At 59.8% G+C, this 26,287-nt stretch carries 10 protein-coding genes; 6 read left to right on the top strand and 4 right to left on the bottom strand.

Going from position 1 to position 26,287, the window contains the following annotated elements; genetic code table 11:
- Positions 1 to 254: 254 nt before the first annotated feature.
- On the bottom strand, positions 255 to 1,466 hold the full coding sequence (locus BLR16_RS23290; RefSeq protein ID WP_003434341.1) for a multidrug effflux MFS transporter: 1,212 nt from the start codon (positions 1,464 to 1,466) through the stop codon (positions 255 to 257).
- Positions 1,467 to 1,614: 148 nt separating this feature from the next.
- Between BLR16_RS23290 and BLR16_RS23285 the strand changes: the two genes are divergently transcribed.
- The 3 genes from BLR16_RS23285 (at position 1,615) to BLR16_RS23275 (ending at position 17,108) form a co-directional block, all read left to right on the top strand.
- Positions 1,615 to 2,211 (top strand): TetR/AcrR family transcriptional regulator, encoded by a 597-nt coding sequence (locus BLR16_RS23285; RefSeq protein WP_003434343.1) that lies wholly within the window; start codon positions 1,615 to 1,617, stop codon positions 2,209 to 2,211.
- A gap of 33 nt (positions 2,212 to 2,244) precedes the next feature.
- The gene (locus BLR16_RS23280) at positions 2,245 to 2,841 is read left to right on the top strand and encodes a cytochrome b (RefSeq protein WP_003434345.1); all 597 of its coding nucleotides are present in this window, start codon (positions 2,245 to 2,247) and stop codon (positions 2,839 to 2,841) included.
- Between the two features lie 659 nt (positions 2,842 to 3,500).
- Positions 3,501 to 17,108, top strand: coding sequence for a non-ribosomal peptide synthetase (locus tag BLR16_RS23275; RefSeq protein WP_092194490.1), 13,608 nt, complete (start codon positions 3,501 to 3,503; stop codon positions 17,106 to 17,108).
- A 260-nt stretch (positions 17,109 to 17,368) separates the two neighbouring features.
- On the opposite strand, the gene BLR16_RS23270 is transcribed toward BLR16_RS23275, so the two are convergent.
- Entirely contained in the window at positions 17,369 to 18,616 is a 1,248-nt protein-coding gene (locus BLR16_RS23270) for a ribonucleotide-diphosphate reductase subunit beta (protein ID WP_002554639.1), read from the bottom strand.
- Positions 18,617 to 18,841: 225 nt separating this feature from the next.
- The gene (locus tag BLR16_RS23265) at positions 18,842 to 21,754 is read right to left on the bottom strand and encodes a ribonucleoside-diphosphate reductase subunit alpha (protein ID WP_003363268.1); all 2,913 of its coding nucleotides are present in this window, start codon (positions 21,752 to 21,754) and stop codon (positions 18,842 to 18,844) included.
- A gap of 708 nt (positions 21,755 to 22,462) precedes the next feature.
- Here BLR16_RS23265 and BLR16_RS23260 point away from each other — a divergent pair.
- From BLR16_RS23260 to fhuF, 3 genes are read left to right on the top strand one after another with little or no spacing between them, the layout of a single operon-like run.
- A complete protein-coding gene (locus tag BLR16_RS23260) occupies positions 22,463 to 23,206 on the top strand; it encodes a response regulator (protein WP_024661551.1) in 744 nt (247 codons plus the stop codon).
- 4 nt (positions 23,207 to 23,210) lie between these two features.
- On the top strand, positions 23,211 to 24,821 hold the full coding sequence (locus tag BLR16_RS23255) for an ATP-binding protein (RefSeq protein ID WP_092194489.1): 1,611 nt from the start codon (positions 23,211 to 23,213) through the stop codon (positions 24,819 to 24,821).
- On the top strand, positions 24,779 to 25,525 hold the full coding sequence (gene fhuF, locus BLR16_RS23250; RefSeq protein WP_074808959.1) for a siderophore-iron reductase FhuF: 747 nt from the start codon (positions 24,779 to 24,781) through the stop codon (positions 25,523 to 25,525). The genes BLR16_RS23255 and fhuF overlap by 43 nt, the downstream gene beginning before the upstream one ends.
- Here the strand turns inward: fhuF and BLR16_RS23245 are convergent, their stop codons facing one another.
- Positions 25,526 to 26,251 carry a 4'-phosphopantetheinyl transferase family protein gene (locus BLR16_RS23245; RefSeq protein ID WP_197678548.1) on the bottom strand — a complete coding sequence of 242 codons (726 nt, stop codon included), beginning with the start codon at positions 26,249 to 26,251 and terminating at the stop codon, positions 25,526 to 25,528.
- Between the last annotated feature and the right edge of the window lie 36 nt (positions 26,252 to 26,287).

Genomic DNA, 26,287 nt, shown 5'->3' with positions numbered 1-26,287 from the left:
GCAGGTTTGCAGAGCTAATCCGTCTGCTTGGATGAGCTATAATTTAATGCACCTCGATTAACCCAGTATTAAGAGCGACTAAAAATCACAAAAAAATACAGACGTATACGATTATTCCTGTCGTTCAGCGCCCTCGCGCCGACTGTAAACTACAGCAGCCTTTATAAAGGGCGAGTTTGCTATACAAAAGAACTGCTAAACATTCGCTCTTGTAAATGCCGACAACAGGTCACCCTGCAAATGAGCGCACATCGTCACTGTACGGGTATGACTTTTTCGCTCACGCTACGGACACTAATGAAAACAAGAGCAAGGCTCACCAACGCAGCCGCAAGCAGCAAAGCCAACCATGCATGCGCGCCGATCTGTGCGAGAGAGCCGGCCAACGGTGTAGCAAGCGAACCTAGAATGTGCGTGCTGGCACCTAATAAAGCGGCAGTGGCACCTAAAGCTCGTTCTTGTGAGGCCATCGCAATGGACATGAGTGATGGTTCGGCGATCCCAAAACCGAAAACAGCGATGAATAGCGCTGGGACGATGCCATAAAGATCTGCACCTACGTACACGGCGAGCAGTGCCAGCGCTGAACCGCCGCTCATCATGGCAACTCCAAGCAGTGCCATCAGGCTCGCCGAGCATCTGCTGGCCAAACGGCTACCGGTCATTGCACCCAACATCATAGCCACGCCCGTGCCGCCGAATACAAAGCCGAAGATGTCTGAACGCAAGGCGTAGCCACTTTGGTAAACAAAAGATGCACCACCGACGTAGCCAAACAAAAAGAAAAACACGGATGAAAGGGCCAGAGCAGGAAGGATAAATCGCTTATCCGCAACAAGACGCCGATAGGTGCCGAACACACTGGCAGGCCTGAACGGCGTGCGCTTTTCTCTGGCTAAGGTTTCCGGTAGGCAAACACTGGAGTTTAACAAAGCCAACACACCGACAATGGCCAGCGCCAGCATCACGGCTCGCCATCCGAAGTGCACATTGATGATGCCGCCGAATGCCGGTGCGAGTATCGGGGCGGCACCCTGTATGGTCACGAGCAGAGCGAAGAGCTGCGTGGCACGAATGCCGCTGGAGAGGTCGCGCACCGAGCTCATGGCGATAACGAGCACCAGCGCAACAGACAGCCCCTGAAAGAATCGAGCGAGCAGCATGGCGCCCATCGACTCGCTTAAGGATGCCCATAACGAAGCCAGGATGAACGCCGCCAGGCCCGCCAGCAAAGGGCGTCGGCGGCCTAGCGCGTCGATAACCGGCCCGAACACGAGCTGTCCCGCGCCCATTGCCAATAAAAACACCGTCAACGTCAGCTGCATGGTGGCGTAGTCAGTATTCAGGTCCTTGGTCATCTGGGGCATGGCCGCCAAGTACATATCGATGGCCGAGGGCCCAAGTATTGTGATCAAGGCCAGAGAGGCTGCTGCCTTGAAGCCGACGGTGTGCTGTGGGGTATCCATAATTTGACCGACTCGTACCTTCAGGATGCACTTGCAACGCATCAAAGAGAATTCACATACGCTACGCATGCAAAATCAAATCGTATTGACATTCGAGAGGTATGTCAATTAGCGTACGCGGCGTATGTGAGCTAAAAAGGATGTTTTTATGCAGCAACAACGCCGTACGCGCGCCGGAATGATTGAGCAAACTCGCGCCAAGCTGGTAGCAGCCGCCCGGCAGGCATTTGCCAGCCAGGGCTTCGCTCATACTTCAATGGATGATTTCACCGCCGAAGTCAGTCTGACGAGGGGGGCGATCTATCACCATTTTGGCAATAAGGAAGGATTGCTACTCGCAGTCATCGAGCAGATCGAGACCGAAGTGGGCGAACGCCTTCAGGCAATTTCGGATGCGGCACCTTCTCCGTGGGAAGCATTCCGTCGACGTTGTCGCGCCTATCTTGAACTGGCACTGGAGCCGGAAATCCGCCGGATTATCTTGCAGGATGCACGAGCCATCTTCGGTGATGTTCCGCAAGCCGCTCAGTCATTGGGCATTGCCGCACTGCAAGCCGCGCTCGACGGACTGATTGCCGAAGGTGTCGTGGCACCGCTGCACACAACCGTGACAGCCCGAATGATCTATGGCGCTGTCACCGAAGCATCGTTCTGGATCGCAGAACCTGATGGCGACATTGAGGCACGTTTGGCCCAAGCACTTGAAGGCTTGGAACGGCTACTAAGCGGTCTGCTTAATAGCTAACCGCTGCCACCTCACTTTTCAGGAATACCTACTATGCAATGGCGCAATAGCGCGACCTGTTTTGGTGGCCTTGCCAAATTTTTTCACTGGACGAGCGCGGCTTCATTTATCGCGGCTTACATCGTCGTCTATTACGTTATCTGGTTCATGGATGACACCTCGCCGGAGTCTTTGCCAGTGCTCAATATTCATTGGGTGCTTGGCCTGCTAGTCGGTTTTCTAGTGTTGCCCAGGTTGCTATGGCGATTGCTGGACATGCAGCCGGATAACCCGCCCGGTTCGGCGTTGGAACACATACTCGCGCACGTTGCACACGGGGGACTCTATGGTCTGATGATTGCGATGCCGCTAACGGGCTACTTGGGCACGGGGGCACCTACTGACTTCGGACTGTTCAGCATGACAGGCTTCAATGAAACCAAGCTATTCGCCTGGTTCAGTGTCACATTCAGTTTAAGCTATGAAGCGTTTGAGGCTCCGATAGATACTGTTCATCATTTCCTTGGGAAGTGGGTTGCCTGGGTCGTGGTGAGCCTGCATGTGTTAGCTGCGCTCTTCCATCACCTGGTACGCCGCGACAGTGTTTTGAGACGTATGCTGCCTTGGTCAAGCCTGCCTAAAGCGTCATGAGCTGTGGGAGCCCGGCAAGCGTGGAGAACGCTTCCAAATTAAGGGATTGATGTTTAAATCCTGCCTCTGACAGAGGGGCAGGAGTCATTAGTCTACTATCTCCTTTGTTCCATGCTAATTGTTGACTGGCCAGCCAATTGAGCAGCGCCTTGAGCAAAGTTCAAACCCCGCGTCTATCGATCAGTCCCGCGCCTCCAGATAATGTGATATGCCGCGTTTTGCCTTGGCAAATGAAGCGAAAACGGTTTATTGAATGTGGGAGGGTGCACTGGTAATACGGGACAAGCCCTCATTTCTGTTTTTCTCTTTGTAAGTGTCAACGCTATTATTGCAGGTCTAGCAGCTTATCTGGGGTCAGGGTCTTTTTTCGTCGGTTCGAACCGTTCACGACTTAGGGGGAAATAGAGAAACCCGCAGTCCGGAAGTATCAAGGTGCTACTAGCCGGTACTGTCGGCACATCAATGACATTCTCCCAGGTCCCTATCGCAGTCATGCAGACAGGGCAAGCCAGGTTCTGACATCCGGTTTATCTGCGACAAACTTGTGCTGTAACTGCCGAGTTCTGTATGGAACTTGGCCAGCACGCCAGGAATTCGGCAGGGCCGCGGACATCGTCACTCGGCTCCCGAAAGGATATTAAAATCAGGGATGTTTACGCATGACGTCGTCGCATCAACACGTATCGAACAACTCCAATGTCTCGTATGAACTATCTTCTGTACAGCAGGGTATCTGGCTCGGTCAGATAGCGAACCCGGACATACCGCTGTACAACATTGGCATGAAGCTGGAGATCAAGGGTGATCTCGATATTCCAATGTTCGAGAAGGCTATCAATCTCGTTGTCAGGCATAATGATGCGCTACGACTTGCCTTGTTCCAAGAGGGTGATATAGCCCGGCAGAGAGTGTTGCCATCTGTCGATATCACACTCGAACTCGTCGACTTTTCAGACTACGTTGACAGCGTCGAGCGAGCGCAGGAATACCTTCAACACGCATTTTCCCGACCTTTCAATCCATTGGAAGGCATTCTTTGGGAGGCGCAGCTCGTACGGTGCAGTGCATCCCGTCACTACTGGCTGGGTCGCTACCATCATTTGGTCATGGACGGCTCAGGGGCGACGCTGTTTTGCCATGCAGTCGCGAAGGCCTACAACAATTTACTGGTGGGCATCGACGAGCTCGAGGAAGGCCCTTCCTACAGAGACTTCCTGGTCAAAGACCAGGCCTATCTGAATTCGCCGCGCCTGGAGCGTGACCGGTCGTTTTGGCGCGAACGCTACGCACAAATACCGCCATCCCTGCTGCAGTGGTCCGGCGACCATGCCGTGGGTTCGATGTGCAAGAGCGGTCATATTCGCTCGACGATCAAGCGTGACCTGTTCAATGCTGTGGCCGCGGTTGCCACCGAGCATGGCCTTTCTCCTGTCACGGTATTCTTTGCAGTCGTCAGTGCCTATTTTTCACGCGTCGGTGGTGCAGAAGAAGTCATCATTGGCATGCCCCTGCATAACCGCACGACGGCCCGCCAGAAACAGACGATCGGGATGTTTTCTTCCGTCATCCCGATCGGCGTACGGGTTGACCCTAATCGCTCCCTGCTCGAATTGATGGGCGATGTGGCCGCCGAATTGCGACGCTGCTACCGCCACGAGCACTTCCCGATTGCGGAACTGAATCGCGCCCTGAATATTGGCCATTCCAGGCGCAAGCAGATCTTCGACATCACGCTTTCATTCGAAAAATTTGACGCAGACTTTTTCTTTGGCGGCGCCCCTTCGAAGGCGATCAGGATGTACAGCGGCTTCGATCAGACGCCGCTCTCAATCGCTATCTGTGATTACTATTCGGATGAAGACGTAGTCGTTGACTTCAACTTCAATCTGGCCTGCTTTCGCCCGGACGAAGTTGAGCGGATTCGGGACCGCATTACGCTGCTCCTGGAGTCGGTTGCCGCTCATGAATCGACGCCGATTGGCCAGCTTGCGCTTATGGGGGAAGCGGAGCGCCGGCAAGTGCTGGTCGAGTTCAACGCAACACATCAGGCCTTGCAACAGGATCTATTGGTCCATCAGCTTTTCGAACAGCAAGCGCAGCAGCAGCCCCAAGCGCTTGCACTGGTCTGCGGCGACGAGCGCGTGACCTACGCTGAACTCAACGAACGCAGTAATCAGGTGGCTCATGCCTTGCTGTCACTGGGCATTGCTCTGGACGACCGCGTGGCGATCTGTGTGGAACGCAGTGTTGAGATGGTGGTGGGCTTGCTGGGGATCCTGAAGGCGGGCGCTGCCTACGTGCCGCTGGACCCTGGGTATCCGCCGGAGCGGTTGCGCTACATGCTGGAGGACAGCGCGCCAGTGGCGGTGCTGGTGCAGCGTACGACCCGGGAGTTGCTGGGTGCGCTGGCGATGCCGGTGCTGGATCTGCAAAGCGTGAACCGGGCGGCTGAAGCCTGGCATGATCGCGTGTTGCCGACGGTCGCGCCACAGCACCTGGCTTATGTGATCTATACCTCGGGTTCGACCGGCCAGCCCAAGGGCGTGATGATCGAGCATCGCAATCTCGTGAACCTGGTGGCCTGGCATTGCGAGGCGTTCGGTCTGACCCATCGCAAGCGGGTTTCGAGCGTGGCCGGTGTCGGTTTCGATGCTTGCGTCTGGGAACTATGGCCAGCGCTGTGCGTGGGAGCCAGCCTGTCGCTGTTGCCTGGACAAGCGCTTGGCAATGATGTGGATGCGCTGCTGGGATGGTGGCGTCGGCAAGATCTGGATGTGAGCTTCTTGCCTACGCCGATTGCCGAGATTGCATTCGCCCAAGGGATCGAGCCGGCGTCGCTGCAAACGTTGCTGATCGGTGGAGACCGGTTGCGTCAGTTTCCCAATCCGGATAGTCGGGTTGCGCTGATCAACAACTATGGTCCGACCGAGACCACGGTTGTGGCCACATCCGGTCTGATCGATGCAACGCAGTCGGTATTGCACATAGGCCGTCCGATAGCCAATACGCAGGTTTACCTGTTGGATGCGCACGGCCAGCCTGTGCCTATCGGGGTCAGCGGCGAGATTTATATCGGCGGCGCGGGGGTTGCCCGGGGTTATCTGAACAGGCCGGAACTGACGGCGGAGCGTTTTCTGGATGACCCGTTCAGTGCCGAAACGGCGGCGCGGATGTACAGGACCGGCGATCTGGGGCGCTGGTTGGCGGACGGCAATATCGAGTACCTGGGGCGCAATGACGATCAGGTCAAGCTCCGCGGAGTTCGTATCGAGCTGGGCGAGATTGAGGCGCAACTGAGGCAGATCGCGGACATCAGAGACGCGGTGGTGATTGCCCAGGAGGATACGCCGGGTGAAAAGCGTCTGACGGCGTACTACACGATGCAGGAAGCTGCACAGGCCATGACAGCGCAGACGTTGCGTGCTGCCTTGCAGGCGAGGCTGCCGGAATACATGGTGCCGGCGGCGTATGTGAAAGTGTCCGAATGGCCGCTGACGCCGAACGGCAAGCTGGATCGACGGGCATTGCCGGCGCCGGAGGACGACGCTTATGCCAGTCGTGACTACGAGGCGCCGGCAGGCGAAGTCGAGCGTGCGCTGGCGGAGATCTGGCAGGAGCTGCTCGGTGTCGATCGGGCGGGGCGCAACGATCACTTCTTCGAGCTGGGTGGGCATTCGCTGCTGGCGATGAGGCTTATCTCCCTGGTCCGGCAGCGTTTGAACGTGGAATTGGAACTGGCCGCGTTATTCGCGAATCCGCAGCTCGAGGCGCTTGCCTGCGTGGTGGCGCAGGCACAAAACAATACACTGCCGCAGATTGTGCCAACGTCACGAGAGGCGCAACTGCCGCTGTCGTTTGCTCAGCAACGGTTGTGGTTTCTGGCGCAGATGGAAGGTGCCAGCGCTGCTTACCACATACCGGCGGGGCTGCGCATCGTCGGCGCGCTGGATGAGGCGGCCTTGCAGCGTGCGTTGAACCGGATTGTGGCGCGTCACGAAGTACTGCGCACAACGTTTGTCCAGACCGGGGATCAGGCCGTAGTGCTCTGCATCCATCCCGAGGAAACAGGCTGCCCGTTGCGCAAGTACGATCTCACGACGCATGCCGATAGCTCGAGTGAGTTGGCACGACTGATGGACGAAGAAGCCATTGGGCGCTTCGATCTTCAGCAGGGACCGCTGATTCGAGGGAGTCTGGTTCGGCTGAGCGATGACGAGCATGTGTTGCTGTTGACGATGCACCACATCGTATCGGATGGCTGGTCGATGGGCGTGTTGACGCGCGAGTTGGGAGCACTCTACGCGAGCGGTTGCCAAGCTGATGCAGACCCGTTGCCGCAGTTGTCGATCCAGTACGCTGACTATGCGGTGTGGCAACGAGGCTGGTTGAGCGGCGAGGTATTGCACAAGCAAAGCACCTACTGGCAGACCGCTCTGCTCGATGCGCCGGCATTGCTGATGTTGCCCTCTGATCGTGTACGTCCGGCGCAACAGGACTATACGGGCGATGCGGTGCCCGTGGTGCTGGATGCGACGCTGAGCCATGAGCTCAAGGCGCTGAGTCGGCGGCACGGCACGACCCTGTTCATGACATTGCTGGCGGGCTGGGCGACGGTATTGAGTCGTTTGTCCGGGCAGGATGAGGTGGTGATCGGTTCGCCGGTGGCGAACCGGATGAGCGCTGAGGTCGAGGGCCTGATCGGGTTTTTTGTCAACACCCTGGCGTTGCGGGTGAATGTGTCGGACGATCCGGCGGTCGAGGCATTGCTGAGTCGCGTCAAGGCCTGCACGCTGGCGGCCTATGAACACCAGGATCTGCCTTTCGAGCAGGTGGTGGAGTTGCTCAAGCCGGTGCGCAGCTTGTCCCATAGCCCGCTGTTCCAGGCGATGCTGTCGTGGCAGAACACGCCGCCCGCAGAACTGGCGTTGGAGGGGCTGGAGCTAACGCTGCTGGATTCGGTAGCACGCACCACCAAGTACGATGTGTCCCTCGACTTGGCGGAGGTGGAGGGACGGATCGTCGGTTCGCTGGAATATGCGACGGCGCTGTTCGACCGCGAGACGGCCCAACGCTACGTGGCGTATCTGGAACGGGTGCTGCGTGCGATGGTCGAGAACGAGCGCCAGGTTGTGGGCGCGATCGAGCTTTTGGGCGAAACCGAACGTCGGCAAGTGCTTGTCGAGTTCAACGCGACACATCAGGCCTGGCCACAGGATCTATTGGTCCATCAACTTTTCGAACAGCAAGCGCAGCAGCAGCCTCAAGCGCTTGCACTGGTGTGCGGCGACGAGCGTGTGACGTACGCGGACCTCAACGAACGCAGCAATCAGGTGGCTGATATTTTGCTGTCACTGGGCATTGCTCCGGACGACCGCGTGGCGATCTGTGTGGAACGCAGTGTGGAGATGGTGGTGGGCTTGCTGGGGATCCTGAAGGCGGGTGGTGCCTACGTGCCGCTGGACCCTGGGTATCCGCCGGAGCGGTTGCGCTACATGCTGGAGGACAGCGCGCCGGTGGCGGTGCTGGTGCAGCGTACGACCCGGGACTTGCTGGGTGCGTTGGCGATGCCGGTGCTGGATCTGCAAGGCGTGAACTGGGCGGCTGAAACCGAGCATGACCGCGTGTTGCCGACGGTCACGCCACAGCACCTGGCTTATGTGATCTATACCTCGGGTTCGACCGGTCAGCCCAAGGGCGTGATGATCGAGCATCGCGCCATTGTGAACCGCCTGTTGTGGGCACAGGACCAATATCGGCTGAGTCGCGAAGACCGCGTCTTGCAAAAGACACCGTTCGGTTTTGACGTGTCGGTCTGGGAATTTTTTCTACCCTTGCTCGCGGGTGCGCAATTGGTGATCGCGCGTCCGGGAGGCCATCAGGACCCCGAGTATCTGGCCGAGTTGATCGCAGACTCGGGTGTCACGATATTGCATTTCGTACCGTCCATGTTGCAGAGCTTCCTCAATCAGTCTGGCCCGCTGGCCTGTAGCACATTGCGGCAGGTGTTCTGTAGCGGCGAGGCGTTGCCCTATAGTTTGCAAAAGCACTTCGAGCAACGCTTTGCACATGTGCAATTGCACAACCTGTATGGCCCCACTGAAGCCGCTGTCGACGTCACCTACTGGCACTGTGTGCCCGACCTGCATGCGGGGATCGTGCCGATCGGCCGGCCGGTCGCCAATACCCGGATGTATCTGCTGGACCCGCACATGCAACCGGTCCCGGTTGGCGTCTGCGGCGAGATTTATATCGCGGGTGTACAGCTCGCACGCGGCTATTTGAATCGTGATTCGCTGACCGCAGAGCGGTTCGTGAAAGACCGTTTCAGCAACGACCCGACGGCGCGGATGTACAGGAGCGGCGATTTGGGTCGTTGGCTGGCGGACGGCAATATCGAGTACCTGGGACGCAACGACGATCAGGTCAAGCTCCGTGGCTTCCGTATCGAGCTGGGCGAGATTGAGGCGCAGTTGGCTGGGTGCCCTGGTGTCGGAGAGGCGGTGGTGATTGCCCGGGAAGACACGCCGGGTGACAAACGTCTGATCGCGTATTACACGACGCGGGAAGCGAAAGAGATCATTGCGGTGCAGACGCTACGGTCGGCCTTGCAGGCGAGTCTTCCGGAGTACATGGTGCCGGCCGCGTATGTGAAACTGCCGGGGTGGCCGCTGACACCTAACGGCAAGCTGAATCGCCGGGCGTTGCCTGTGCCGGAGGCTGACGCTTATGTGAGCCGCGGCTACGAAGCGCCGTGCGGGACGGTGGAGACGGCGCTTGCCGACATCTGGCAGGAGCTGCTTGGTGTCGAACGGGTGGGTCGCCACGATCACTTCTTCGAACTGGGTGGGCATTCGCTACTGGCCGTCAGTCTGATGGGCCGGATGCGTCAAGCGGGACTGTCGGCGGATGTGCGGCTGCTGTTTGCCCAGCCAACCCTTTCGGCGTTTGCCGAGGTATTGGGTAACGGTCATGAGGTAGAGGTGCCCGCCAACGGAATCGTGGTCGGGTGCACACGAATTACACCGTCGATGTTGCCGCTCGCGGACCTGAGCGAGGATGCCATCGAGCGGATTGTGCGTGCTGTGCCAGGCGGGACGGCGAACGTCCAGGATATCTATGCACTGGCGCCACTGCAGGAAGGGGTGTTGTTCCACCACCTTGCGTCGGTCGAGGGTGACCCCTATTTGCTAAATACGCGTTTTGCGCTGCCAAGCGAAGACCACCTGAAGGCGTTTGTCCGGGCACTTCAGGGTGTGATTGCCAGGCATGACATCTTGAGAACGGCGGTGCTGTGGGAGGGGCTGGACGAGCCGGTTCAGACAGTCTGGCGCGAAGCGCCATTGGCCGTTGAAGCGTTGGAGCTGAAGTCGGCCGACGGAGACATCGAACAGCAACTCCAAGAGCGCTTCGACCCCAGGCATTACCGGCTGGATTTGACGAAAGCGCCCTTGATGAAGATGGCTTACGTCTACGACGAAGCGAATAGTCGCTGGGTGGCGATTTTGCTGTTTCACCATATGGTGCTGGACCATACGGCGCTGGAAGTGGTGCAACATGAGGTACAGGCGGATCTGCTGGGGCAGGCAGCCGGACTGCCGGATTCGGTACCCTATCGCAACCATGTGGCGCAGGCGCGACTGGGCGTAAGCCAAGCGGCGCATGAAGCGTTCTTCCAGGAAATGCTCGGTCAGGTGACGGAGCCGACGCTGCCATTCGGTTTGCACGATGTGCAGGGTGACGGTCGGGACATCAAGCAAGCCAGGCAGGCAGTGGCCGCAGAGCTGGCGGGCAGGATCCGCCGGCAAGCCAGGAGTCTGGGCGTAAGTGCTGCCAGCCTGCATCATCTGGCCTGGGCGCAGGTGCTGGGGCGCACATCGGGCCAGGAAGACGTGGTGTTCGGTACGGTGTTGCTGGGACGCATGCAGGGTGGCGACGGTGCCGACCGCTCGTTGGGGATGTTCATCAACACCTTGCCGTTGTGCTTGAACGTCGGTGAGCAAGGCGTGCGTGAGGGGGTGAAGGCCACGCATGCCCGCCTGACCGCGCTGCTCGGTCACGAACATGCGTCGTTGGCGCTGGCGCAACGCTGCAGCGCCATTGCTCCGCCGTTGCCGCTGTTCAGCGCGCTGCTGAATTACCGCCACAGCGCCGAACCGCAAGTCTCGGACCAGGGAGACCGCGCCTGGGGCGGAATCGAGGTCTTGGGCTGGAATGAGCGAACCAACTATCCACTGACACTGGCTGTGGACGATCTGGGCGAGGGCTTTGCACTGACCGTTCAAGCCACGGCGGGGATCGATCCGCAGCGGGTATGTGCTTACATGGAGACGGCGCTGGAGAGTCTGGTCGACGCGCTGGAACACTCACCTGAGTCGTTGCTGCGCAGTCTGGAGATGCTGCCGCGATCCGAGCGTCAGTTGCTGCAGGAGTGGAATGCGACGGCCGTGGATTATCCGCAAGGCACCTGCGTCCATCAGTTATTCGAAGCGCAAGTAGAAAAAACGCCAGAAGCGATTGCGCTGGTATTTGAGGCGCACACATTCACTTATGCGCAACTGAATGCGCGCGCCAACCAGTTGGCGCATCATCTGATCGGCCTGGGCATCGGGCCGGATGACCGGGTGGCGATCTGCGTCGAGCGTAGCCCGGAAATGGTAGTGGGCTTGCTGGGCATCCTGAAGGCGGGTGCTGCCTACGTGCCGCTGGACCCGGCGTATCCGGAGCAGCGGTTGCGCTACATGCTGGAAGACAGCGCGCCGGCGGCGGTGCTGGTGCAGAGCGCGACCCGGGCGTTGCCGGGCGAGTTGACGGTGCCACTGCTGGACTTGGAAGGCGGGTGCTGGGAAGCTGAGGCTCACCATGATCCAGTGGCGCGAGCCGTCAAGCCGGATCATCTGGCCTATGTGATCTACACCTCAGGCTCGAGCGGCCAACCCAAGGGCGTGTTGATCGAGCAAAGGGGCTTTCTAAACCTGATGCACTGGTATCTGGCCGAGCTGAAACTGGCGCCCGATGATGCCGTACTGCTTGTTTCCTCCTATAGCTTCGATCTGACGCAAAAAAATATTCTCGGTCCGTTATTGGTCGGTGGAACACTGCACCTGGCCAGAGAGGCTTTCATTCCCGAGGTGCTGCTGGAGCAGATTCAACGCGAGCGTATTACCCATATCAATCTTTCACCCAGTGCGTTCAACACGCTCATCGACGCAAACGATTCAAGGCAACTTGACAGCATTCGCCGGGTGGTACTGGGTGGAGAGCCTATTCAAGTCGCCAGGCTGGAAATGCTTCCCGAGCCGAGGCCCGAATTCATTAACAGTTACGGGCCCACGGAGTGTAGCGACGTGGTGGCCTGGCATAGACTGGTTGACGATATCGACTGTTATCGGTCTTCGGTATTTCCAATTGGCCGTCCGATCGCGAACACACGGATTTACCTGCTGGATACACACGGCCAGCCGGTGCCCATCGGGGTCAGCGGCGAGATCCATATCGGCGGTGCGGGGGTTGCCCGTGGCTATCTGAATCTGCCGGAACTGACGGCGGAGCGTTTCCTGGACGACCCGTTCAGTGCCGAGCCTGCGGCGCGGATGTACAAGAGCGGCGATCTGGGACGCTGGCTGGCGGACGGCAATATCGAGTACCTGGGGCGCAACGACGATCAGGTCAAGCTCCGCGGTTTTCGTATCGAACTGGGCGAGATCGAGTCGAAACTGTCTGAGTGCCCTGGAGTCAGGGAGGCGGTGGTGCTGGTGCGCGAGCACCGTCCCGGCGACAAACGCCTGGTGGCGTACCTGACGGCGCAGGAAGGCGCCGTATTGTCGGTGGCGCAGTTGCGCGAGCAACTGTCGCAGGGGCTGGCGGAGTACATGATCCCGAGTGCCTTCGTAACGCTGGCGCGTTTCCCGCTAACGCCAAACGGCAAGCTGGATCGACGGGCATTGCCGGCGCCGGAGGACGACGCTTATGCCAGTCGTGATTACGAGGCGCCGGCAGGTGAAGTCGAGCATGCGCTGGCGCAGATCTGGCAGGCGTTGCTGGGGCTGGAGCGTGTCGGTCGTCATGACCACTTCTTCGAACTGGGCGGGCATTCGTTACTGGCGGTACAACTGGTGTCGCGTCTGCGTCAACGCTTCGAAGTCGAGGTGGCACTGCGGGATGTGTTTGCCGAGCCGACGCTGCAAGGTCTGGCACGTCAGGTGGAGAACGCCCGGCTCTCGGCGCAGACGCCGTTGACGCTGGTGGATCGCGATCTGCCATTGCCGCTGTCGTGGGCGCAGCAACGCTTGTGGTTCCTCGATCAACTGGACCGCGCGGCGGGTGCTGCTTATCACATCCCTGCAGGACTGCGCTTGCGCGGCCGATTGGACAGAGACGCCTTGCAGGCCACGCTTGACCGGATCGTGGCGCGCCACGAAACCCTGCGCACCCATTTTGCCTTGCACGAGGGCCAGGCGATCCAGGTGATCGCGCCGGCGACCCAAGGGTTCGCCCTGGCCAGTCATGACCTTCGCCCGCTGGACAGCGCGGCGCAACACGAGGCCGTAGAGCGGCTCGCTCGCGAGGAGGCGCTGGCGCCGTTCGACTTGTCGAGCGGTCCGCTGATTCGCGGGCGGCTTGTGCAACTGTCGGAGACGGAGCACATCCTGCTGGTGACCCAGCACCATATCGTTTATGACGGTTGGTCGACGGGCGTTCTGCTGCACGAAATCGGTATGTTGTACCGCGCCTTCAGCCAGGGGCTGGCCGACCCTCTGCCGGCACTGGCCTTCCAGTATGTCGACTACGCCGCGTGGCAGCGGCAGTGGTTGCAGGGCGAAACGCTGCACACGCAGGTCGAGTTCTGGCGGCAGCACCTGAGTGGTGCACCGGCCTTGCTGGAGCTGCCAACCGACCACCGCCGCCCACCGTTGCGCAGTTATGCCGGCGGACGGGTGAGCCTGGCCCTGAGCCCGGCATTGACGGCAGGGTTGCGGCAGTTGGGTCAGCGTCACGGTGCGACGCTGTTTATGACCTTGCTGGCGGGCTGGTCGAGTCTGTTGAGCCGCTTCAGCGGGCAGGACGATGTGGTGATCGGCACGCCGGTGGCGAATCGTCCGCGCAGCGAACTGGAGTCGCTGATCGGCTTCTTCGTCAACACACTGGCGCTGCGGATCAGGCCGCAAGGGCGCCTGAGCGTGGCCGCGTTGCTGGAGCAGGTCAAGACGGTCATGCTGGCGGCGCATGCGCATCAGGACCTGCCGTTCGAGCAGGTGGTGGAGGCGTTGCAACCACCGCGCAGCCTGGGCCATAGCCCAATCTTCCAGGTCATGCTGGCGCTGAACAACACCCCGGGCGGCGGCGAACTCAGTCTGCCGGAGCTGAGTCTGGAGCCGCTGCAAGCACCGCACACGACGGCCCAGTTCGACCTGTCGCTTGCGCTGGTCGAGGCGGATGGCGGGTTGGTCGGCTCTCTGGAATACGCGAGTGATCTGTTCGAGCGTGCGACGATCGAGCGGATGGCGGGGCACCTGCAAGTACTTCTGGAAGCCATGGTGGCGGATGACCAGCAAGCGGTCGCAGAACTGCCGCTGCTGTCCTGCGAGCAACGTCGGCAGGTGTTGGAGTCGTTCAACGATACGGCAGCGGCCTACCCGGCGGGCAAGTTGCTCCATCAACTGTTCGAGGAACAGGTAGCACAACAGCCCGATGCCCTGGCGGTGGTCGATGAAACCGGAAGCCTGACTTATGGCGAACTCAATGCCCGGGCGAATCGACTGGCACATTACCTGATCGGCCTGGGTATCCAGCCGGATGATCGGGTTGCGATCTGTGCGCAGCGCAGCCTGGAAATGGTGGTGGGCTTGCTGGGTATTTTGAAGGCGGGCAGTGCGTATGTGCCGCTGGATCCTGGGTATCCGTCCGAGCGATTGCGCTACATGCTGGAAGACAGCGCGCCGGTGGCGGTGCTGGTGCAGGCCGAGACCCGGACGTTGCTGGGCGAGTTGGCGGTGCCGACGCTCGACCTGCAAGCTGGCGACTGGGAGGTTGAGGCTGAACATAATCCCGTAGTGCCGGCCATCACACCGCAACACCTGGCCTATGTGATTTATACCTCGGGTTCCACTGGTAAACCCAAAGGCGTGGCCAACCAGCATGACGGCGTCGTCAACCGGTTGTGGTGGGCAAAGAGCGAATACCGGATTGGAGCCGAAGATCGTGTCTTGCAGAAGACGCCCTTCGGTTTCGATGTATCGGTCTGGGAGATCTTCCTGCCTCTGCTGGCCGGGGCACAACTGGTCATGGCCCGCCCCGGCGGGCATCAAGACCCTCACTACCTGATGGAGGTGATCGAGCGCCGAAGCATCAGCATGCTGCACTTTGTTCCTTCCATGCTGCAGGCCTTCGTCAATCAGACGCCAGCAGGGCGGTGTTCGACGCTCAAGCGAGTACTTTGCAGTGGTGAAGCGCTGCCGCATGCTTTGCTATTGCAAGGCCAGGCACATTTCCCAAAAAGCGAGTTGCACAATCTGTACGGCCCCACCGAAGCAGCCATTGACGTCACGGCATGGCATTACGTGGCAGAGCAGGATATCGGTATCGTTCCGATCGGCCGTCCGATAGCGAATACACAGATTTACCTGTTGGATGCGCACGGCCAGCCGGTACCGATCGGGGTCAGCGGCGAGATCCATATCGGCGGTATCGGGGTTGCCCGAGGTTATCTGAATCGTCCGGAATTGACGGCGGAGCGTTTCCTGGAAGATCCGTTCAGTACCGAGCCGGCGGCGCGGATGTACAGGAGCGGTGATCTGGGGCGCTGGCTGGCAGACGGCAATATCGAGTACCTGGGGCGTAACGACGATCAGGTCAAGCTCCGGGGCTACCGTATCGAACTGGGCGAGATCGAGTCGCAGCTTGCGGGTTGCCCTGGGGTCAGGGAGGCGGTAGTGCTGGCGCGCGAGCACCGTCCCGGCGACAAACGCCTGGTGGCGTATTTGACGGCGCAGGAAGGCGTCGTATTGTCGGCGACGCAGTTGCGTGAGCAACTGTCGCAAGGGCTGGCGGAGTACATGATCCCGAGCGCCTTTGTAACGCTGACGCGTTTCCCGCTAACGCCGAACGGCAAGCTGGATCGACGGGCATTGCCGGCGCCGGAAGACGACGCTTATGCCAGTCGTGGTTACGAGGCGCCGGTAGGTGAAATCGAACATGCGCTGGCGGAGATCTGGCAGGCGTTGCTGGGGCTGGAGCGGGTGGGTCGCCATGACCACTTCTTTGAACTGGGCGGGCATTCGCTGCTGGCAGTGCAACTGGTTTCGTGCCTGCGTCAGCGCTTCCAGGTCGAAGTGGCACTAGGCGATCTGTTCATGCACCCGACAATCTGTGAACTTGCCGCGTCTTGCCATAGCGGTCTGAGCAAGGCTCTGCATCCGAATCTGACCACCATTCGCAAAGAGGGGGCTCAACATCCTTTGTTCCTCATTCATGAAGGGTCAGGGGATATCGGCTATGCCCAACAGTTGGCAAAGCAAATTCCCTCTGACATTCCGGTGTATGGATTTTCGGCGAGCGGACTGCAAAGTGGGGAGGAACACCTCACCACTATCGAGGCAATGGCCTCACGCTACATTGAGGGGATCCGCCATATACAGCCACAGGGGCCGTATCGCGTCGCTGGCTGGTCTGCCGGGGGAACGATCGCCTATGAAATTGCCCATCAACTGATAGGGGCCGGTGCTACGGTAGAATTCCTCGGGCTTATCGACACCACCAGCGACTATCGGCATTTGTTTGATGCGCAGGAGGGCGGGTACGCTCATCTCGATGAAAGGCCGGATTTCGACGAGATCGAAGCCTTATTGAGACTTCTGCCGCCTGATGTACGTCAGGGGCCTGTCAGACACTTGGCTGCTGCTCGGGATTTCGAGGCCTTGTTGGCTTATACGCAAGTTCAAGGTCTGCTTCCTGAAGGTATAGAGAGTGATCTTGCAAAAAGATACCTGGCACTGATCCGCAGTATCGGTCTGGCGCTCTACCGTTACATGCCGCCCGCGCTACCGGTGCGTGTCACTTTATTCTCAGCAATGGGAGAAAACCGTAGTGATATCAGCATTGGTTGGGAGGCGCTGATGCCCAAGGAGCAACTGCAAGTCATCTCCATCATGGGAACTCATCACTCCATTGTGAAAGAGCCCGACATTCGTGAGCTGGGGCGGGCGATCCTTGAGGCGGTCACCAATAAGGGGAGGGCCAGCCAAACCAGATTGCCTTTGGAAACCGTGTAGTTTCGTTTGACCTTCCCTTTGCCATCATCCGTCGTCCTGGTCTTTGCCGTCTGGGATGATGGCCGAGAGGAAGGTCAAGCAAGGCAAAAACAGGCGAGGCCCGGCCGGAGTCGCATTCGACCGGATTTAACCGAGTCAAACCTCACATTTTTGCCGAAACAAAAATAAAAAAGGCTGCCAGTTGGCAGCCCTTTTCTCAGAACCCGTTTCATTTTTGATGAGATGGGTTCAGCTTTTATTGCAACTCCGCGGGATGCAAATCAATCCCAGCTCAAAGCTCCACCAGTCTGATACTCAATAACCCGAGTCTCAAAGAAGTTCTTCTCTTTCTTCAGGTCCATGATCTCGCTCATCCAAGGGAACGGATTCGTCGTCCCTGGATACTCTTCCTTCAACCCAATCTGGCTCAAACGACGGTTAGCGATAAACTTCAGGTAATCCTCCATCATCGCAGCGTTCATGCCCAGCACACCGCGGGGCATGGTGTCGCGGGCGTATTCGATTTCCAGCTGGGTGCCTTGCAGGATCATCTGCGTGGCTTCTTCTTTCATCTCGGCATCCCACAGGTGCGGGTTTTCGATTTTGATCTGGTTGATCACGTCGATGCCGAAGTTCAGGTGCATGGACTCGTCGCGCAGGATGTACTGGAACTGCTCGGCGACGCCGGTCATCTTGTTGCGGCGGCCCATGGAGAGGATCTGGGTGAAGCCGCAATAGAAGAAGATGCCTTCCAGTACGCAGTAGTAGGCGATCAGGTTGCGCAGCAGCTCTTTGTCGGTTTCGACGGTGCCGGTTTCGAACTTCGGATCGGAGATCGAACGGGTGTACTTCAGGCCCCAGGCTGCTTTTTTAGCGACCGATGGGATCTCGTGGTACATGTTGAAGATCTCGCCTTCATCCATGGCCAGCGATTCGATGCAGTACTGGTAGGCGTGGGTGTGGATCGCCTCTTCGAAGGCCTGGCGCAGGATGTACTGACGGCACTCCGGGTTGGTGATCAGGCGGTACACGGCCAGTACCAGGTTGTTGGCAACCAGCGAGTCAGCAGTGGAGAAGAAGCCCAGGTTACGCATGACGATGCGGCGCTCGTCGTCGGTCAGGCCTTCCGGGTTTTTCCAGAGGGCGATGTCGGCGGTCATGTTGACTTCTTGCGGCATCCAGTGGTTTGCGCAACCGTCCAGGTACTTCTGCCAGGCCCAGTCGTACTTGAAAGGCACGAGCTGGTTGAGGTCGGCGCGGCAGTTGATCATCATTTTTTCGTCAACGGCGACGCGGGCGCTGGCGCCTTCGAGTTCGGCCAGGCCTTCAGCGACGTCCAGTGCGTCCAGCGCTTTCTTGGCGCGGATCAGGGCAGCGGAGTCGGCGGCGGTAACGGCGCGGGCTTCTTGTGCAGCCAGGCCACCGGCGCTGTCGAGGCGGTCCATGTTGGCTTCGTTGGCGTGACCGGCGTTGGTCGCTTTGGCGACTACTTCGCCGTCTTCTTTATCGAATTCGTCCCAGCTCAGCATGGTGTAATTCTCCTGCTTGAGGGTCAGTCGGGTGGACTGGCCTGTTGGATCCAGAGGGGGTGTTGCTTGCTTTTAAGGTGTTGCGCGCAAGGAACATGAATTTTTGGCTTTTGAGGCCTTTGGGTGAGGAGGCGGGCGGTAAGGGTAGGTTTCCCTTACCGGCCTCTTCGCGAGCAAGCTCGCTCCCACAGTTCTAAACGCGCTGTGGGGGCGAGGTGGGTTGCCTTACTGGCAAGCCTCACAATCCGGCTCGTCGATTGCGCAAGCCTTTGGCACTGGGGCCGGGCCGGCCGGTGCTGCTTCGGTTGGACGCGGGGCGGTGATCGCCGAGTCGTCCGGGCCGTGGCCGCCGCTCGATACTGCGTTGAGCTTGCCGGTGTTGACGGTGGATTTCTCGGTGCTGGTCGCGGCCAGGGCACGGAGGTAGTAGGTGGTTTTCAGACCACGGTACCAGGCCATGCGGTAGGTCACGTCCAGCTTCTTGCCCGAAGCGCCAGCGATGTACAGGTTCAGCGACTGAGCCTGGTCGATCCACTTCTGACGACGGCTTGCCGCGTCGACGATCCACTTGGTGTCCACTTCGAAAGCAGTCGCGTAAAGCTCCTTGAGCTCCTGCGGGATGCGCTCGATCTGCTGTACCGAACCGTCGTAGTACTTCAGGTCGTTGATCATGACCGAGTCCCACAGGTCGCGGGCCTTGAGGTCGCGTACCAGGTACGGGTTGATCACGGTGAATTCGCCGGACAGGTTCGATTTCACGTAGAGGTTCTGATAGGTCGGTTCGATCGACTGCGACACGCCAGTGATGTTGGCGATGGTGGCGGTCGGTGCGATGGCCATGATGTTCGAGTTACGGATACCTTTCTGCACACGGGCACGAACCGGCGCCCAGTCCAGGGTTTCCTTCAGGTCGACATCGATGTACTTCTCGCCACGCTGCTCGATCAGGATCTGTTGCGAATCCAGCGGCAGGATGCCTTTGGACCACAGCGAACCCTGGAACGTCTCGTAGGCACCGCGCTCGTCGGCCAGGTCGCAGGACGCCTGGATGGCGTAGTAGCTGACCGCTTCCATGGACGTGTCGGCGAACTGCACGGCAGCATCGGAACCGTACGGGATGTGCTGCAGGTACAGCGCATCCTGGAAGCCCATGATACCGAGGCCGACCGGACGGTGGCGCAGGTTGGAGTTCTTGGCCTGCGGTACCGAGTAGTAGTTGATGTCGATCACGTTATCGAGCATGCGTACTGCTACATCGACGGTGCGCTTGAGCTTGTCGGTGTCCAGCTTGCCGTTGACGATGTGGTTCGGCAGGTTGATCGAGCCCAGGTTGCAGACCGCGATCTCGTCCTTGTTGGTGTTCAGGGTGATCTCGGTGCACAGGTTCGAGCTGTGAACCACGCCCACGTGCTGCTGCGGGCTGCGCAGGTTGCACGGGTCCTTGAAGGTCAGCCAAGGGTGGCCGGTTTCGAACAGCATCGAGAGCATCTTGCGCCACAGATCCTTGGCCTGGATGGTCTTGAACAGTTTGATCTTGCCTGGGTATTCGGTCAGCGCTTCGTAGTACTCGTAACGCTCCTGGAAGGCCTTGCCGGTCAGGTCGTGCAGGTCCGGTACTTCGGATGGCGAGAACAGGGTCCACGGGCCGTCGTCGAAGACGCGCTTCATGAACAGGTCAGGGATCCAGTTGGCGGTGTTCATGTCGTGGGTACGACGACGGTCATCACCGGTGTTCTTGCGCAGCTCGATGAACTCTTCGATGTCCATGTGCCAGGTTTCCAGGTAGGCACAGACAGCGCCCTTGCGCTTGCCGCCCTGGTTGACCGCAACGGCGGTGTCGTTGACCACTTTCAGGAACGGCACGACGCCTTGCGATTTGCCGTTGGTGCCCTTGATGTACGAGCCCAGCGCACGAACCGGTGTCCAGTCGTTGCCCAGGCCGCCTGCGAATTTGGACAGCATGGCGTTGTCGTGGATCGCGTGGTAGATGCCCGACAGGTCATCCGGCACGGTGGTCAGGTAGCAGCTGGACAGCTGTGGACGCAGGGTGCCGGCGTTGAACAGCGTCGGGGTCGACGACATGTAGTCGAACGACGACAGCAGGTTGTAGAACTCGATGGCGCGGTCTTCACGGGCTTTCTCTTCGATTGCCAGGCCCATGGCCACGCGCATGAAGAAGATCTGCGGCAGTTCGAAACGCACGCCATCCTTGTGGATGAAGTAACGGTCGTACAGGGTTTGCAGGCCCAGGTAGGTGAACTGCTGATCACGCTCGTGGTTGATCGCCTTGCCGAGTTTTTCGAGGTCGAATTCGGCCAGCACAGGGTTGAGCAGTTCGAACTTGATACCGGTGGCGACGTAGGCAGGCAGCGCCTTGGCGTACAGGTCGGCCATTTCGTGGTGAGTGGCGCTGTCGGCGACACCGAGGAAACCCAGGCCTTCGGCACGCAGGGTGTCCATCAGCAGACGGGCGGTGACGAACGAGTAGTTCGGCTCGCGCTCGACCAGGGTACGGGCGGTCATCACCAGCGCGGTGTTGACGTCTTTCAGGGCCACGCCGTCGTACAGGTTTTTCAGGGTTTCGGTCTGGATCAGGTCGGCGTCGACTTCAGCCAGGCCTTCGCACGCTTCGGTGACGATGGTGTTCAGGCGGCCCATGTCCAGCGGCGCAAAGCTGCCGTCGGCGCGGGTGATGCGGATCGACGGGTGAGCCTGGACCTGCTCTTCGGGGGCGCGAACGGCACGCTCCTTGGCGCGCGAGTCACGGTAGATGACGTAGTCGCGAGCCACTTTCTGCTCGCCGGCACGCATCAGTGCCAGTTCGACCTGATCCTGGATTTCTTCGATGTGGATGGTGCCGCCCGAAGGCATGCGACGCTTGAACGTGGCGCTGACCTGTTCGGTCAGGCGTGCAACGGTGTCATGGATGCGCGACGAGGCAGCAGCATTGCCGCCTTCAACTGCAAGAAACGCCTTGGTGATGGCAACGGTGATCTTGTCGTCCGTGTAGGGAACGACAGTACCGTTACGCTTGATCACGCGCAGTTGACCGGGGGCAGTGGCAGACAGATCCTGCTGGGTCTGGCTTGCCTGCGGCGCGCCGGTCGGCGAGTTCTCGCGAGTTGTGTCTGTTTGCATGTGTGACTCCACGTTCTTTAAGTTTGTTCGGGCATTGCTGCCCACCATTTCGTTTAGAGCAGTCAGTCGCAAAAGGCGACCAAAGGGCTCCAAAACGAAGGTGAAAGCGGGGTGCTGTCGCCGCTTCCAGGTTTTGAAGCCAAAAAGGACCGGGCTATGCCCGATCCTTCGAAAATCTGATCAAGAGTGCGTGTTCGATGTTGCAAAACGTGTACGGGATGGCTCTGGTTCACGCGCGAGCGTCTTGGTGCCTAAACTGGCTTGAAGTTCAACCCCTCAGACGCAACAAAAATGCTTGAATTTCCCATTTGAGTTGTGCTGGCGTTTTTATTCAAAACCCCACATGTAGGGTGTGTCTCGTCGCCGGGCTACAAGATAATGCGTTTTGGACATGAATTGCAACGCACCGCTTGTGGATAAAGTGTGTGTAGTTTGTGTATGAATCGCACACCTTGCGTGTAGGCCGCATAACTACTGGATCGTGACCGTTTGTCACCGTTTTCTGTAGGCACTGGTGAGGCACTGCTGATTTTTAAGGGCGCGAACCCTATCACAAAAAAACACAGCTGAAAGGCCGTTCTGGCATGTCATGTGCTATGCCGCGTGCGGTGTCGTGTGATCCGCGCAAGGGTTGCTACACTCGCCTGCGACGTGGTGCCGCAACCCCTGCATTTCAAAAACAAAAAGCGCTCGATAACGACAAGGAAGATTGCTGTGGAGCCACATACCTGGCACGTGCTGATCGTCGAGGATGACCAGCGACTGGCCGAACTGACCAGCGATTATCTGCAGAGCCACGGTCTGCGCGTGAGCATCGAAGGCGACGGCGCGCTGGCGGCGGCGCGGATCATCGCCGAGCAGCCGGATCTGGTGATCCTCGACCTGATGCTGCCCGGCGAGGACGGTTTCAGCATCTGCCGCAGCGTACGTGACCGCTACGACGGGCCGATTCTGATGCTCACCGCGCGCACCGATGATACCGACCATATAGAAGGGCTCGACACCGGCGCCGACGATTTCGTCTGCAAACCGGTGCATCCGCGCGTGTTGTTGGCGCGTATCAAAGCCCTGCTGCGCCGCAGTGAAGCGCCGCAGGTGCCGGCTGCCGAGCTGCGCCGTCTGGTGTTCGGTCCGTTGGTGGTGGACAACGCACTGCGTGAGGCCTGGCTGCGCGAGCAGAGCATCGAACTGACCGGTGCCGAGTTCGACCTGCTGTGGCTGCTGGTGGCCAACGCCGGGCGCACGCTGTCCCGCGAAGAGATATTCACCGCGTTGCGCGGCGTGGGGTACGACGGGCAGGATCGCTCCATCGATGTGCGTATCTCACGTATCCGCCCTAAAATCGGCGACGATCCCATTCATCCGCGTCTGATCAAGACCGTGCGCAGCAAGGGCTATCTGTTTGTGCCCGAAGCGGCGCAGGACATGAGCGGCCACGTGTTCAGCGGATGACCTGATGAATTCGATCTTTCTGCGCATCTACGGTGGTGTGTTTGGCGTGTTGGTGCTGGTCGCGCTGCTTGGCGTGCTGGCCCTGCATGTGCTCAATCAGTCGCGCGGCGAGCAGTACCGCGAGCGTCTGGCTCACGGCACCTTTACGATCATGGCCGACAATCTGGTGCCGCTTGATGGCATCGAACGGCGCCGCGCCCTGGCGATCTGGGAGCGCCTGCTGGGGATTCCCCTGAGCCTGCAAAGCCTTGAGCAGGCTCACCTCGACAGCAGCGCACTGGGCCAACTGGCGCGCGGCAAGGTGGTGGTCGAACAGATCGGGCCGCACGCTGCCAGGGTTTATCGTCAGTTGAGCGACAAGGAGCCGCTGTTGCTGACCGGCGAAGTGCAGCAGATCACCGAACAATTGGCGAGAGCCACTATCTACCTGTTGATCGATGAACTGGTGCGCTTTCCGGTCGACGAGCAACCGGCGCGGCTGCAGGCCCTGCGCAGCGACAAGGGATTCGGTTTCGACCTGCACCTGCTGGCGCTGGATCAGGCGGATCTGGACGATGACCAGCGCCGCCGCGTCTATGAGGGCGATACGGTCATGGCGCTGGGCAAGGGCGGCGATTCGATCCGCGTGCTGGCCGGGATCGTCGACACCAACTGGGTGCTGGAAATCGGTCCGCTGTACCAGATGAACCCTTATCCGCTGCATTGGCTGTTGCTGATCGCCTTGATGGGCCTGTGTCTGATCGGTCTGGTGGTGTACTTGCTGGTGCGGCGTCTGGAGCGACGGGTGCTGGAGCTGGAGGCGGCCGCCACGCAGATTGCCCAAGGCAGCCTGCACACCCGCGTGCCGACCGAGGGCTCCGACTCGGTGGGGCGTGTGGCGGCGGCGTTCAACAGCATGGCCGAACACCTGCAACGCTCATTGATGATCCAGCGCGAACTGGTGCGCGCGGTGTCTCACGAACTGCGCACGCCGGTGGCGCGGCTGCGTTTCGGTCTGGAGATGGTCAGCGACGCCGCCACTCCCGAGGCACGGCGCAAATACATGCGCGGCATGGACAGCGATATCCAGGACCTCGACAAGCTGGTCGATGAGATGCTCACCTACGCGCGTCTTGAGCAGGGCGCGCCGACCCTGAATTTCCAGCGTGTCGATCTGGATGCGCTGATCGATCAGGTGATCGCCGAACTGGCGCCATTGCGCGCCGACGTACGGGTTTCGCGCGGCGAATGCCTGAGGGCCGAAGAGGGTGAGGCTGCCTGGGTCGAGGGCGAGCCGCGCTACCTGCACCGCGCGGTGCAGAACCTGGTGAGCAATGCGCTGCGCCATGCCGAGAACGAGGTGCGTATCAGCTATCGGCTGGAGGCGCAGCAGTGCCGTATCGACGTGGACGACGATGGCCCTGGCGTTCCGGAACAGGCGTGGGAACAGATTTTCACACCGTTCATGCGCATCGATGACAGCCGCACCCGAGCCTCGGGCGGGCATGGGCTGGGCTTGTCGATCGTGCGGCGGATCATCCATTGGCATGAAGGTCGTGCGCTGATCGGGCATAGCGTCAGCCTGGGCGGGGCGTGCTTCAGCCTGTCCTGGCCGCGCACGCAGGTGCCGCGTTGAGCTTGCCGTCGTTTGTCGGGCCGTTTGCGCGGTTCGGGCGGACGTTGCTGACGGCGGATGATGCGCGCCCGGTAGTGACGTTGCCTGATCTGCTGCAACCCGAGCGTCTTGATCAGATGCTGCTGACTGTTTACGGGCCGCAACTGATGCCCGGTCAATTGCCGGTGCTGGTGTCGCAGTGGGCCAAGTTTTACTTCATGCAACTGATTCCGCCGGTGCTGGTGGCCAGCCTGGTGCATGACTGGCATTGGCCGTTGCAGCTTGAGCAGGTAGCGCTGGCGCTGGATGAGCGCGGCGTGCCGAACGGCGTCAGGCTGGCGGAGGAGGGACGCGTCTGGCGGGGTATGTCGGTTGATCCGTTTCAGCGCTTTGCCGGATTGCTCGATGACAATCTTCAGCCCTTCATTGCATCGCTGAGCGCTTATGGCGGACTGCCTGCCGCGGTGTTATGGAGCAGCGCCGGGGATTATCTGGAGGGCTGCCTTGCGCAACTGGCCACGTGCAGTGATGTGTCGCTGGCTGCGGGGCTGGCGCTGTTAAGCGAGAAGAAAAGGCCGGACGGGCGCGCCAATCCTCTGTTTCAGGCGGTGCGTTATGTGCCGCAGGCGCAGGGCGGCGAACCACGCAGGCAACGGCGTGTGTGCTGTTTGAGTCATCGGGTCGAGTGGGTTGGGCGTTGCGAACATTGTCCGCTGCCCGGCTGATCAACCTTCGACGGCAACCAGGCTCAACAGGTGATCGTCCTGCACACTGAACTGGCCGTCCAGCTCCTTGCCCGCATGCCACTCGCTGGACAGGTCGATCAGCAGCTGTAGCCGTGCGCGGCCGTCGGCGGACCATTCCAGCAGTTGCGCGTCTTCGAAGTAGAAGCGCTTGTGCACGATGGGGTAGAGCGCCTTGAACAGCGCTTCCTTGATCGAAAAGGTCAGGGTCACGCGCAGTGCGATCTGATCTTCCGGACCCGCCGCCATCTCTGCCAGCTCGGCCGCCGTCAGAATCTCCCCGGCCAGGCGTGAGGCGCGGTCGTGGCTCAGCAGGTTTTCCGTGTCCAGCCCCAACCCGCGCCACTGCTGCTTGTGCGCCACCACGGCGGCGGCCCAGCCGGTGCTGTGGGTGATCGAGCCACAGACATCAGCGGGCCAGATTGGCGCGCGGTCTTCCCCCACCACCGGAACATGCAAGCGGCCATCCAGCTGACGCATGGCTTCGCGGGCGCAGAGACGACCGGCGAGGAATTCAGTCTGACGTTTGGCCACCGAACGCTGAATGCTCGCCGGCATTTGCAGCTCACAACGCTGAAAGTCACCGTTGACCAGCTTGAGCGGATCAAAATGTCCACTCACCAGTACCGCTCCCGGCAAGGCTTGTGGCAACGGCCAATGCCGGATCAGTTCCGGGCAGCAGATGGGGAGGTCGGATAGTCGAGTCATGGGCGGCATTTTGCCGGGGGAATGGGTTGAAGGGAA

The sequence above is a fragment of the Pseudomonas sp. BS3767 genome (genome assembly GCF_900099665.1).
GTDB lineage: Bacteria > Pseudomonadota > Gammaproteobacteria > Pseudomonadales > Pseudomonadaceae > Aquipseudomonas > Aquipseudomonas cerasi.
Note: the sequence above shows the minus strand (reverse complement) of the source record. Positions and strands in the feature narration are given on the sequence as shown.